At 67.9% G+C, this 12,602-nt stretch carries 10 protein-coding genes and 2 pseudogenes; 3 read left to right on the forward strand and 9 right to left on the reverse strand.

Annotated elements, in window-relative coordinates:
- Nucleotides 1-960 precede the first annotated feature (960 nt).
- Complete coding sequence (locus tag AB0H49_RS26475; RefSeq protein ID WP_357255224.1) at nt 961-2,289, reverse strand: hypothetical protein; 1,329 nt, start codon at nt 2,287-2,289, stop codon at nt 961-963.
- Between AB0H49_RS26475 and AB0H49_RS26480 the strand changes: the two are divergent.
- Nucleotides 2,215-2,402: pseudogene (locus AB0H49_RS26480) on the forward strand (cold shock domain-containing protein). The gene AB0H49_RS26475 and the pseudogene AB0H49_RS26480 sit on opposite strands and share 75 nt — an antisense overlap.
- A 12-nt stretch (nt 2,403-2,414) precedes the next feature.
- On the opposite strand, the pseudogene thrS reads toward AB0H49_RS26480, so the two are convergent.
- Nucleotides 2,415-3,638, reverse strand: a pseudogene (gene thrS, locus AB0H49_RS26485) (threonine--tRNA ligase); the annotation flags it as partial.
- Nucleotides 3,639-3,658: 20 nt separating this feature from the next.
- Between thrS and AB0H49_RS26490 the strand changes: the two are divergent.
- Nucleotides 3,659-4,774: a LuxR C-terminal-related transcriptional regulator gene (locus AB0H49_RS26490; RefSeq protein ID WP_357255227.1), complete on the forward strand. Its 1,116-nt coding sequence runs from the start codon at nt 3,659-3,661 to the stop codon at nt 4,772-4,774.
- Between the two features lie 42 nt (nt 4,775-4,816).
- Here AB0H49_RS26490 and AB0H49_RS26495 read toward each other — a convergent pair whose 3' ends face one another.
- The 3 genes from AB0H49_RS26495 to AB0H49_RS26505 form a co-directional block, all read right to left on the reverse strand.
- Entirely contained in the window at nt 4,817-5,482 is a 666-nt protein-coding gene (locus tag AB0H49_RS26495; protein ID WP_355003236.1) for an isochorismatase family protein, read from the reverse strand.
- 71 nt (nt 5,483-5,553) lie between these two features.
- Nucleotides 5,554-6,648 carry an isochorismate synthase gene (locus AB0H49_RS26500; protein WP_357255229.1) on the reverse strand — a complete coding sequence of 365 codons (1,095 nt, stop codon included), beginning with the start codon at nt 6,646-6,648 and terminating at the stop codon, nt 5,554-5,556.
- A gap of 57 nt (nt 6,649-6,705) precedes the next feature.
- Nucleotides 6,706-7,494 carry an SDR family oxidoreductase gene (locus AB0H49_RS26505; RefSeq protein WP_357255232.1) on the reverse strand — a complete coding sequence of 263 codons (789 nt, stop codon included), beginning with the start codon at nt 7,492-7,494 and terminating at the stop codon, nt 6,706-6,708.
- A 98-nt stretch (nt 7,495-7,592) separates the two neighbouring features.
- Between AB0H49_RS26505 and AB0H49_RS26510 the strand changes: the two genes are divergently transcribed.
- The gene (locus AB0H49_RS26510; RefSeq protein WP_357255235.1) at nt 7,593-9,242 is read left to right on the forward strand and encodes an AMP-binding protein; all 1,650 of its coding nucleotides are present in this window, start codon (nt 7,593-7,595) and stop codon (nt 9,240-9,242) included.
- 38 nt (nt 9,243-9,280) lie between these two features.
- Here AB0H49_RS26510 and AB0H49_RS26515 read toward each other — a convergent pair whose 3' ends face one another.
- The 4 genes from AB0H49_RS26515 to AB0H49_RS26530 are packed head-to-tail and all read right to left on the reverse strand — an operon-like array spanning nt 9,281 to nt 12,587.
- Nucleotides 9,281-9,520 carry a phosphopantetheine-binding protein gene (locus AB0H49_RS26515; RefSeq protein ID WP_355003232.1) on the reverse strand — a complete coding sequence of 80 codons (240 nt, stop codon included), beginning with the start codon at nt 9,518-9,520 and terminating at the stop codon, nt 9,281-9,283.
- Nucleotides 9,521-9,526: 6 nt separating this feature from the next.
- Complete coding sequence (locus AB0H49_RS26520; protein WP_357255238.1) at nt 9,527-10,363, reverse strand: siderophore-interacting protein; 837 nt, start codon at nt 10,361-10,363, stop codon at nt 9,527-9,529.
- Nucleotides 10,363-11,592, reverse strand: coding sequence for an enterobactin transporter EntS (gene entS, locus AB0H49_RS26525; protein WP_357255241.1), 1,230 nt, complete (start codon nt 11,590-11,592; stop codon nt 10,363-10,365). Before entS ends, AB0H49_RS26520 begins: the two co-directional genes overlap by 1 nt.
- Nucleotides 11,589-12,587, reverse strand: coding sequence for an ABC transporter substrate-binding protein (locus AB0H49_RS26530; RefSeq protein WP_357255244.1), 999 nt, complete (start codon nt 12,585-12,587; stop codon nt 11,589-11,591). Before AB0H49_RS26530 ends, entS begins: the two co-directional genes overlap by 4 nt.
- Between the last annotated feature and the right edge of the window lie 15 nt (nt 12,588-12,602).

Below are 12,602 nucleotides of genomic sequence, written 5' to 3' on the forward strand. Positions count from 1 at the left end.
CGCGCCCGGCGAACGCCGAGTTGATCGCGAAACTGTTCAGCGAAGAACATCTCGTGGTCGCCGACCTGGGTCACCCAGGACGAACAACCCGCTTGATCGACGGTCCGAATACCCCGTCCGGCTGTCGCCGTGGCCAATAGACGACCGACATCACCCAGCCTGCCAAATTGGCGACCGGGGTTCCACGACTACGGCGAGATGGCGGTGACTATTCGAGGAATCGAACCGTACGAACTGCGTCCACTATCACGAGAGACCTGTCGATGACCATGCCGCGCCCCCTGCTCGTAGTGCCCACACAGAATCGAACCCGAGGTACGGATCAAGTACCGTTGTGCGCCTTTACGTCTCGAACGCTGTACCGATCTCTGCCGCTCCCGATTTTACCGTATGAAAGCGAGATCGAATACGGCTACTCGACAAGCGCCTCGCGCGCACTCCGGTATCGACTACCGAACGAGGACGATATCCGCGTGTGCGGCTTCGTACCGAAGGAAGTCGTGTACGGTCGCGACACCGTAGCTGGATCTCGGCTCCCCTCGCGGCGGTGCAGTGTTCCGTAGACAGTGCAGCCACCGATGGGATTGGCCTTCGGGCCGGTCAACGAGGTAGCGGAAGGCGTCATCGCGCCACTGACCGAACTTCATCGACGGCAGGCCCGCAGAGACCGAGCAGGGCTCGCACCGCCCGCACTGACCAAGAGATATACCGATGCCAGTAACAACGCTACTCTCTGGCGCATCGAACACGATTCGAACGCGACGCGATGCGGCAGGCAGGCGTCAGTGGGGTGCTGGTCCTGGATAGCATCAACGACCTCGGACTACCGCCCACCCCCGACACCGACGCCGACGATCGCCAGGTACGAGGAACTCGTCGCCACCGCGTACCGCCACGGCAAGAAGATCTGGCTGGGCACAGTGCTACCCGCCACCACCCGCTCCCCCGCCGGCGGCATTGCTACGGATGCGGAATGACCTCGGGCAAGTGCTCGATCGCCTCGACGATATCGGCATCGACACGACCGAAGACCACGTCGAAATAGACGCGCAGATACCCGCGCTGGAGTTCTATCGACCGATCCGCGTCGATGGAGCCGACCGCCTTGGTTCTCGTGTCCGCGAGGAGGAGTCCGGCCGTAGCGAGTTGCGGCAGGATCGCCTGCTGGTCGCAGAAGGACATGTGCTCGGTGCCCGACACCCGCAGCGGCAGTTTCGATCCGGTGTTGTTCCGCCAGTAGGGTTCCCAGCCGGGCTTACCGAACCATGGCGACGATTCACTCGCGAGCATCAGCAGCGGACGATCTATTCCGTCGTCGGCGACCGACCCCAGGATGGGTCCGTCCAGATTGACACCCGCGCGAATCCTTGGGTCGTCGTGCAGAGCCTGGGTCGTGGTCGAACCGCCGAGCGAATGTCCGAACATTCCGACGTGTGACAAGTCCATGTTTTCAGCAAGATGCGCAGGCAGCGTATTGCCGAGATCCGAAGGCTGGCCCGCAACGTAGGCGGCGAGCCGATCCAGCACGAATCTGGTATCGGCGACCCGTGTCGGCAGCAGGAGATCCCGCAGCACTTCCTGGGGCGAATCCAGCGGAACCACCGTGCGTTCGATCCGGCCATCTGGGAAATGGACGGCGAACGCTTCATGCGTGTGGTTCATCGCGACCACGACGTAGCCATGGCTGGCCAAATCCTCGGCTTGGGCGGTGCTCCAGCCAGTGGTGTCGCCCATCCCGGGAGAATTCAGCAGGATCGGGAACCGGCCGATATCGGTGCGGGCGGGCAGATCCTCGTGACTGTGGCTGAGCCCGAGTGTCCAACTGCCTTGTGGTACACCGAGTTCGGTGAGGTAGACGTGCTGCGCCTCTTGTCCGCCGAGCGGCATCCACGGTGCGGGCGGTGAGGTGCTGTCCTCGGCCGGATACCAGATTTGGATCATCAGTTCGCGGCGTCGACCGGCGTCCCATGGGTCGGCGCGGTCTGGGTCGATCAGATGTAGTTCGGTGACGCCGACGGAATATGGGCCTGTCGGAGCAGGAAACGAGAGAGTCACAGAGTGGCTCGGTGACGTCTCGGGTGACGCTCCCGCCGCGCCCACGGTGCTTGCGGCGACCATCAATGCTGTTGCGACGGCAAACACGAACCGCCGTAAACCCTTGCGCGCTATGACAACTCCCCAGGTCGAGCGGCCCTCGGTTCCACAGCCTACAAGATCGACCACAGGCCGAAGCCAGCGGAGATCTGGCCGCCGTTGTCGATTGATGGCGGCCCTGACGCCTACGTTCACTACTCCGCCGCCTCCGGCTCGGGATTCGAATCCCTGGAATAGGGACAGCGCGTGGAGTTCGTAAGCGGTCAGGGCCAAAAGGCAGACATGCACAGGACGTCCGCACGATCTGAGCGACGCAGCCGTCAGCCGGTCCACAAGCGGGTGTCGTGGCGCTCGATCGAAGCGCGGATACGCGCGACGGCGGCATCCATCGACTGGGCGGGGAGGCGGCGTCCGTCTCGCAGCCGCACGGATACCTCGGCCTGTGCGATCTCGGCGGGTCCGAGAATGAACTGGTATGGCGCCAAATGGTTCTCGCGTACACGCGCCGCGAGACTGCCCGCTTCGTGACCGGCGACGCGGGCGCGCAGCCCGGCATCGACGCACCGGTCACGAAGCTCGGCAGCCGCGGCTTCCTCGGCGTCGGATATCGGCAGCACCGCGACCTGAACAGGTGCCAGCCACGCCGGGAATGCGCCGCCGTGTTGTTCGATCAGGTGGGCGACCGCGCGTTCGACGCTGCCGATAATGCTGCGGTGCACCATGACCGGTCGATGCTTGCCGCCGTCGGGGCCGATGTAGTGCAGATCGAATCGCTCGGGCTGGTAGAAGTCGACCTGCACGGTGGACAGGGTGGATTCGCGTCCCGCGTGATCGGCTACCTGAACGTCGATCTTGGGACCGTAGAACGCGGCTTCTCCCTCGACTGCCTCGTACGACAATCCGGCCCCGTCGAGCGCCTCGCTCAACAGCTTGCTCGCACGCGGCCACATATCCGGTGCCGCAACATATTTCCCGCTCGCTCCGGGCAGCGACAGCCGGTAGCGGGCGGCGGTGATCCCCATGGCACGGTACGCGGAGCAGATCAGGGCCAATGCGGCGGCGACCTCGTCGGCGACCTGATCCAGGGTGCAGAAGATGTGCGCGTCGTTGAGCTGAATGGCGCGCACACGGGTCAGACCGCCCAGCACCCCGGATAATTCGGAGCGGTACATCGCACCGAGCTCGGCGATCCGCAGCGGCAGTTCGCGGTAGCTGTGTGAGCGGGATCGGTAGATCACCGCGTGGCCAGGACACAGGCTGGGACGCAGCACCACCTGCTCACCGCCGATATCCATCGGCGGGTACATGTCGTCGTTGTAATGCGCCCAGTGCCCCGAGATCTCGTACAGCTCACGCTTGCCGAGCACCGGCGAGTACACGTGCCGGTAGCCCGCCCGTCGTTCCGCGGCGCGGATGTACTCCTCGAGGGTGTGGCGCACGATCGCCCCGTCGGGCAGCCAGTACGGCAAGCCCGCTCCGATCAGCGGGTCGGTGTCGAACAGGTCGAGTTCGCGGCCGAGTTTTCGGTGGTCGTGCATGTGGGTCTCCTCCCAGTCGAGGGCGAATGACCACGCGAGAAAGCCCCGGGCATTCGCCCGGGGCTTCGATCAGAACAGGGTTCAGCGCGCCGGGACGTCGTCCGGCGTCGTCGTGGACTGAGCGCGCTGCATGCCGAGCACGCTACACCCGAGGCTCACGACCGAACAACCGCGTTACCACCGTCCCGCTCATCCCGCCGCGGCTCGCACGAAGTCCGCGACTTCACCGGCCTTGGACCTACGAGCTGCTGTGTGGTCGCTTCACCGCATCCACAGCGCATTTCGCCGAGTTCAAGGATGTCGCAGCGGCCATCGGCGCGGACCTGCGCTACGCCGACAGCAGCGACGCCCTGCTCCACGGCTGGCGCGGCGACGAGGCCCGCACGCTGGCCGCGGTCGCGATCCAGGCCGAGCCCGACGCCGAGCGACCCGGTGGATTACAGGTCCAGCTCGCGCGCGCCGCGCTCGTCGTGCTGCGTCTCGGTCAATGCCGATATGCCGAAGCCCGAGAGACAGCCGCGATCGTCTTCGACGAGGACCCACCGCATTTCGGCAATATCGTGCTGCCGGACCTGATCGAAGCCGCCGTCCGCGACGGCGACGCCAGCGCCGCCGAACAAGCTCTGAAGCGACTGGCCGACCGGGCTGGCGCGAGCGAAACACCCTGGGCCCTGGGCGTACTGGCTCGCAGCCGCGCGCTGTTGGCCCACGACGACGCGGCCGAAGAGTTCTATCTCGAGGCCCTGTCACTGCTCGAGCGAACACCGCTGACCACCGAGGTCGCACGCACCCGCCTGCTCTACGGTGAATGGCTGCGCCGTCGACGCCGTCGACGCGACGCACGCAACCAATTGCACACCGCCCATGAACTTTTCCTCGACATGGGCGCCGCCGCCTTCGCCGAACGAGCACGGACCGAACTGGAAGGCGCGGGAGAACGCGCACGCGAACGCACCCCGAGCACCGCCTACGACCTGACGCCCAGGGAACTCCAGGTCGCCCACCTCGCCGCCGCGGGCACCACCAACCAGCAGATCGCCGCCGAACTGTTTCTCAGCACCGCCACCGTGGAGTACCACCTGCGCAAGACCTTCCGCAAACTCGGCGTCACCTCCCGACGCCAGCTTCCCCACCGGATATGAGCGACGGCGCGAAGTCGCCGCGTTCCCGGGCGGCTCACAGCGTCAAGAGGCGCGTTTCGCGGCGGGTACCGAGGCCTCGTCGAGCTGTCGGAGCAGCTCGTCGGTGGTCACCACCGCACCGCAGCGGCGTGCCGTGTAGTTCAGCGCCATGAGGTGTTCGTCACGGCTGAAGTCGGCCGTGGCGTCCAGTGCCAGGAACGGGCGCACGTCGCTCATGAATGCCTCCGCGGCGCTGAGCATGCAGCCCATGTGCGTGTAGACGCCGGTGACCATGAGGTGGTCGCGGTTGTAGTAGCCCAGCAGCTCGCGTAGGTCGGTGCGCTGGAACGCGGAGTAGCGCCACTTGGTGACCTGGATGTCGCGCTCGTCGGGGCGCAGTTCGGCGATGACCTCGGTATCGGCGCCGGTGGACATCCCGCTGCCCCAGAAGTCGGCGAGAATGCCGCGCCGCGAGGGGTGCTGGTTTCCGGGCTGCATGGTGTAGACGACCGGAATTCCCAACTCGTGGCAGCGGTTTCGGAGCCGGGAGATATTGGCGACGAGAGTGTGCGCCGGTTCCTGCTCGAGGTCGTAGGCCGCGAGGAAGTACCGCTGCATGTCGTGGATCAGCAGCGCGGTACGGGACGGCTCGACTGTCCATGGCACCTGGTTGTCGGTGACTTCCGCCGCGGTCGGCATGTCGTAGGGCGCGATCGGGGGAATGGGCATGTGAATCTCCGGTTTTCGTGTGCGTTGTGCGAGAACGGCCGAGGGCCGGAAGAGCGGTCGCGGTGTGCGGGTCAGGCCACCGTGAGGGGAAGATCCGCGATACCGAGCGGAGCGAGGATGCGCTGGAATTTGCCGGTGGTCTCGGCCAATTCGGCCGCCGGATCGGATTCCGCCACGATGCCGCCGCCCGCGTGCGCGAGCAGGCTGCGACCATCGGCGGACAGCTCGGCACAGCGGATGCTCACCATCCACTCGCCGTTGCCCTCGGCATCGCACCAGCCGACGGCACCCGCGTAGAAGCCGCGATCACCCTCGAGTGCGGCGATCAGCCGCGCGGCCGCCGCGGTGGGCGTCCCGCAGACGGCGGGCGTCGGATGCAGCGCCGCGGCCAACTCCAGCGCCGAGGGTCCGTCCGCGCGCACCGCGGCGGTGATGGGCGTACCGAGGTGCCACATCTCCGGTGTGCTGGTGAGTTCCGGTGCGGGAGCGTTGACTTCGACACACCGGTCGCGCAGCACGCCGCTCACCTGATCGACCACATACCGGTGTTCGTGCTGATCCTTGGCGGATCCGAGCAGCCTCCGAGCGACCTCGCGATCGGCCGCCTCGTCGTCGAGCACGCGGCGCGCCGATCCGGCGAGTGGATGGCTGAGCACCTCCGGCCCGTCCCGTCGGACCAGTACCTCTGGACTGGAACCGATCAGATGCTTTCCGGCGTACGCTGCGCCCGCGGCGGACAGATCGACCAGGAAGCCGTTGCCCATCGGGTCGGTGGAGACAAGGCGATCCAGAACGGCGTGCGGCCGAACGGATTCAGCGCTGCGCGCGCGAATCGCCCTGGCCAGCACTACCTTTTGGATCGGATGAGCGGAATCGGCCAGCATCCGGACGGCGGTGGCCACCCGGCGCATATGGGTTTCGGGCTCGGGAACGGCGGCCTGGAAGTCGAAGCGCGGCGTCCGCGCCGCGGCGGGCCGGTATCCGCTGTCGCTGGTGGACAACGATTCCGGGGCCCACAGCGCCGCGGGAGCGTCGGGCAGGAACGGCAGCGCCCCGACGATATGGCTGACCTCACCGCGGCGCAGCGCGGTCACCGCGTCCCGCGCGGAACGGAAGGTGCGACCGCTGCCGTGCGCGACCACGGTGCGATAAGGGCGCGACAGCACAAAAGCGGGGTCCGAAGTATCGGCTGAAGTGTCGGAAATGGGGATCATCCTCTCGGTTCACATATCGAGGGTCGCGCCGCCGTCCACCCGGAGATCGTGCATGGTGATGTGGCGAGCGTCGTCGGATACCAGGAAGCGGATGGCCGCGGCGATATCCGCGGGTTCGGCTATGCGCCGCAGGGGAATACCGAGGCGGTAGGCCTCGGGGTCGCCATCGAGCAGACCGGCGCGGGTGGCCTCGTCGAGACCGTCGGCGTACAGGCCGCTCAGCATGGACGTGTTCGTGGAGCCCGGCGACACCAGGTTGACGCGCACGCCGTGCGGGGCGACCTGTAGGGCAAGGGCGCGCGCGAAGGCGGTGGCCGCCGCCTTGGAGGCGCAGTAGGCGGCCATGCCAAGCCGCGGCGTGCTCGCCGCGTTCGAGGTAATTACCACGATGGCCCCGCGTCCGGCGGCGACCATGTCGCGGGCGGCGCGCTGGGTGACGTGCATGGTGCCGGTGGCGTTGACGGCGAAGCTGCGCTCCCACGCCTCCGGTGTGATGTCCAGTGCCGCGCCGGGGTCCATCACCCCCGCGGCGTGCACCACCACGTCGGGGGTGCCGTGCGCGGCGCCGAAACGGTCGAATGCCTCGGACACCAACTCGCGGTCGGCGACGTCCACCTCGGCGGCGTGCACCGCTCCGGCTGTGTGGGCGTCGATTTCCCGTGCCACGTCGTGCACTCGCGGGTCTCGGTCCCACAGCGCCACCGCCCGCGCGCCGTCGGCGAGTTCGGCCGCGACCGCCGCGCCGATACCCGCGGCCGCCCCGGTGACGACGACCACCCGCGCACCAGAATCGATCATGAACATGAGGTTAGCCTAACCTGATAAGAATGTGGTGGCTCCGCTTTCCACACGATCGCGGAGCGACCCGAATGTCCTGCGAAATGAGGAGTCCCACAATGGCATTGACCGTTCCACCGAGCTTCACGCCGTGGCCGTCGGAGGAGGCGAGACGGTATCGCGAGCTCGGTTGCTGGACCGGAGAAACGTTCGGCGACCTGCTGGACGCGCGCGCCGCGGCCACCCCGGAGGCGGTCGCCGTCGTGGACGACGCGCACCGCTGGACCTACGCCGAACTCGACCATCGCTCCCGGTCGCTGGCGACCGGCCTGGCGCGACTGGGTATCGGCCGCCACGACCGCGTGCTGGTGCAACTGCCCAATCGCGCGGAATTCGTCGAAGTGATCTTCGCCCTGGTCCGCCTCGGCGCGCTGCCGGTCTTCTGTCTGCCCGCCCACCGGCAGGCGGAACTCGTCCCGATCGCCACGGCGAGCGCCGCGACGGCCATGATCACCACCGGTGTACATCAGCGTTTCGACTATGCGGCGCTCGCCGATTCGATTCGTGCACAGTCGCCGACGCTGCGGCACGTCCTCGTCGTGGCCGACGATCCGGAACAGCGGCTGCCCCAGGGTGCGCGCCGTATCGACGAATTCCGCGACGAGCCGCGCGAACTGCCGCCCGTGGACGCGAGTGACGTTGCCTTCCTGCAACTCTCCGGCGGCAGTACGGGCATCCCGAAACTCATCCCACGCACCCACGACGACTACCTGTACAGCGTGCGGCGCAGCGCGGAGATCTGCGAACTCGACAGCGACACCGTGTACCTGGCGACGCTGCCCATCGCGCACAACTTCCCGATGAGTTCGCCGGGCATCCTCGGCGCGCTGTGGGCGGGCGGCACTGTGGCCATGACTCCGGATCCCACTCCGGCGACGGCGTTTTCGGCGATCGAGAAGTTCGGTGTGACCATCACCGGTCTGGTGCCGCCGCTGGCCCGGCTCTGGGCGGAGCGAGCCGAGGCCGGTTCGACGCCGGACCTGTCCACTCTCCGGGTGGTGCAGGTGGGTGGCGCGCGCTGTCAGGAGGAATTGGCGCGGCGCATCGGACCGGCGCTGGGGGTCACCCTGCAACAGGTGTTCGGCATGGCCGAGGGGTTGGTCTGCTACACCCGCCTCGACGATCCGATCGACGCGGTGATCGCCACCCAGGGTCGGCCGATGTCGGAGCACGACCGACTCGAGGTCGTGGACGACGACGGCGCCGAGGTGCCGCCGGGCGGTGACGGCAACCTGATCACGCAGGGGCCGTACACGATTCGCGGCTACTACGACAATCCCGAGGCCAACGCCCGCAGCTTCACCGCCGAGGGCTGGTATCGCACCGGCGACATGGTGCGGGTGCGACCCGACGGCAACCTGGTGGTGCTCGGCCGCGCCGGTGACTGGGTCAACCGCGGCGGCGAGAAGGTGTCGGCCGAGGAGTTGGAGGAGCATCTGCTCGCCCATCCCGGCATCCGTGACGCCGTCGTGGTCGGCACCCCGGACCGCGTACTCGGACAGCGCATTTCCGCGTTCGTGCGGGCCGCCGATCCGGCGCACCAGCCGACCCTCGCCACCGTCCGCGCCTTCGTGCGCGAGCGCGGGGTGGCGGCGTGGAAGATGCCGGACTCCGTGGTGGTGGTCGACCGGTTCCCGGAGACGGGGGTGGGTAAGACCAGCCGCAAGGAGCTGCGACAGTTGCTCGCCGAGGGCACGCACGCGAAGTGACGCCGACGGTGGCGCGGTGCGAGCCGCGCCACCGGTCCTCACGACAGGGCTTCGAGCCAGGACCCGAGCACGGGATCCGCTGCGAGAGTGGGAAAGTCGATGTGCGCATGCCCAGCCGCTCGCCACTTCTCCACCAGCGACATGATGCGCACCGAATCCAGTCCGGCGTCGAGGAGGTTGGTCTCGTGGGTCAGCTCGTCCGGGCGCACGCCCAGAGCCGCTGCCACGTCGCCGATTACGCGCTCGCGGTCGGCCACCGCGGTGTTCTCGTTGGTCATGGTTCCTCACTCGTCTCGGTCGTAGTCGGCGACGCCGCGCTTCCAGTACCCGGCGATCAGGTAGTCCTTCGGTTCCACCCCGAGGTCCGTGCGCACCCAGCGGCGCAGCGGCTTCAGCACGCCCGCCTCACCGGCCAGCCAGACGTACACGCGCTCTCCGGCGGACACTTCGACGGTGCGCACCGCCTTTTCGAAGCGGTCGCTCGTCCCGGGTTCGGCCGCACCGCGATGCACCCAGCGCACCTCGACACCGGCGGGCGGATCGAGCGGAATCTCCTCGTCGGGTCCGCTCACCTCGATGAACGCCCAACCGGATGCCTCGCGCGGCAGCCATTCCAGCCAGCGGGCGATGGCGGGCAGGGCGGTGATGTCACCGGCGAGCAGGTACTTGTCGTAGGTCTTGGGCACCACGACACCGCCGGGCGGGCCCGCGATGTGAATCTTGGTGCCCGGCACCACCTTCAGTGCCCACTCCGAGGCCAGGCCGCCGGGGTGGATGGCGAAGTCGATGCTCAGTTCGCGGTCCTCGGCGCTGAAGTGGCGCACCGTGTACTCCCGCGAGACCGGTCGCGGCTTGCCCCACGACAGGGACAGTCCGTCCTTCTCCGGCAGCCGCAGCACCCCTTCCTCGTCCGGAAAGATCAGGCGCACATGCTCGTCCGGCACGTAGCTGTGGAATCCGGCGAGATCCGCTCCGCCGAAGGTGATGCGCAGCAGCCCGGAGCCCACCTGCTCGGTGCGGATCACCTCCACCTCGCACAGTCCGATCGGATAGCCGACCTTGGCTCCGTGCTCACCCGACAGCACCTCGACGATGCGTTCGGCGTAGGCGGCACGATCCATCAGAGCTTCTCCTTTCCCAAGAGCGGCGCGGCGGCCAGTGCCGTCAGCGCGCCGAGTACCAGTACGGACAGCCCGTAAACCACGAGAGCGTTTCCGGGCGCGAAGAATTGACCGACCACACCGGCCACCATGGAACCGACCGCCGTCCCCGTGACGGACTGCACCATGAGCAGGCCGGAGATCCGGCCGCGCAGCTCCTCGGGGGCCTGCTGTTGCAGAATCGTGTAGCGCAGCACCATGTTCACCGCGCGAGCCAGGCCGAATCCGGCCAAGCCGAGGAACACCGGAGCGGTGTGCGGGAAGAGTCCCGCCACGATCACACCGAGCGGCATGGCGGCCAGCGAGATCAGCAACGCGCGGCCGTTGCGGCGGCTGCGGCCGATCCAGCCGCTGGTCAGCGACCCGAGCACCGCACCGGCGCCGGGAGCCGCGTAGAGCACGCCGAGAGTCGTTGCCCCGGCGCGGAGTTCGTGTTCGGCGAGGGCGGGCAACAGCACCAGCGGCCCGCTGACCAGCATGGCGATCAGGCCGGTCACCAGTGCGGCGCGAATGATCCTGTGCCGCGCGGCGAACTCGATCCCGATCGCCAGTTCACGCAGTGGATGCCCGACATCGCGTTTCGGCGGCGGCTGCGGTCCGATCGACCGGATCAGCCCCACGGTGGCCGCGGTGGCGCCCGCCGAAAGGAAAAAGGCCAGCTCCACACCGGTTTCGGCGATGAGCAGACCGGCCAGCGCCGGTGTGATCATGGTGCCCAGATCGGTGGTGAGCGAGGTCAGCGCACCGGCCGCCGCCACCTTGTCCCGTCCGACGAGCATGGGGATCAGCGCCATGAGCGCCGAACTGCTGACGCCTCCGGCCAGGCCGTCCAGCACACCCGCGGCGTAGATCACCGCCAGGAAGGGGTCGGACAGCAGCGCGTTCAATCCAAGCACGAGGAAGCCGAAACCCGCCGCGCTACGCGACCATTGGATGACATCGCGCCGGTCGTACCGGTCCGCGATCACCCCGCCCGCCAGGCTTCCGACGAACAGGGCGACCGCGGTGACGGTGGTCACGCCGGCGACATGCAGCGAGGATCCGGTGAGCTGGTAGACCTGCACGGGCAGGGCCACCATGAGCAGGCCGATCCCCAGCACCGATACCAGCCGGGCCGCGAAGGCATTGCGGAACTCCCGGCTGGCGCGCAGCGGCGAGGTATCGATGAGCAGGCCGCCGACGGCTGTCACTTGAAGCGCTCCCCCAGCAGGTCGAGGGTGGCCATGACATTGCGGTAGTCAGGCCGCTGGCTGGTGGCGGGCAGCTCGTAGACCTGGCCCGCCCTGAAGGCCGGGAGCTGACCGATCACCGGATCGTCCTTCAGCTGCGCGATGGTGCGCCCACCCTCGAGCTGCACGACGAACAGCGCCGGGGCGTCGACGACGGTGTTCAGCAGTTCGGGACTGAAGGCGACCCAGTCGGCGGCCGCCGCGCGCGTCGGGTTACCCGCCTTGGCCTCGACCTTGTCGTCGATGGTGAACCCGACCGCGGTAAGCAGCGTGGCCAGCGGGGTGCCCGGCGCGATCACCGAGGGCTTCAGATCCTTGCGCGACTGGAAGACCGACACAGCGCCCTGCGGCAGCTCGATGCCGCTCCGGACCTTCGCGACCTTCTGGTCGTACGCGGCGATCAGGCCGTCCACCTTCGCGGACTGGTTCACGAACTCCGCCACCGCCTTCAGCTGGTCCTGCCAGTTCGGGCTGTTGGAGGGCACCAGGGCGGTGGGGGCGATGGCGGCGAGCTTGTCGTAGTTGTCGAGGGACTGCTGGCCGGGGAAGCCCTGTCCGCCGCCGATGATCAGATCCGGCTGCTGGGCGGCGATGAACTCGAAATTGATGTTGTCGCCGGAGGGCAGCACCTCGGTGCCCTGTTTCTTGGCGTCCTCGGCCCAGGCGGCGGGGAACTCACCGGGCTTCAGCGCGACGCCGAGCACCCGCGGATCGGCCGCCTCGACTTTCGCGCCGAGGTCGTAGAGGTACCCGGCGAGCGAGCCGTTCACGACCACGATGCGCTGCGGATCGGCGGGCACGGTGACGGCGCCGCGGGCGGTCTGCACCTCGCGGGTGCCGGACTTGCTCGTCTCGTCCGAGGACGAGCTACTACAACCGGCCACCACCGCGACCAGCGCGAGGATCAGTAGGGCGACGGCGGCGCGCAGGCGCGCCGGCATTCGGTACAGCGACATGGACAGGCGTTCTTT

It is taken from the genome of Nocardia sp. NPDC050713 (genome assembly GCF_040654315.1).
In the GTDB taxonomy this organism is placed as follows: Bacteria; Actinomycetota; Actinomycetes; order Mycobacteriales; family Mycobacteriaceae; genus Nocardia.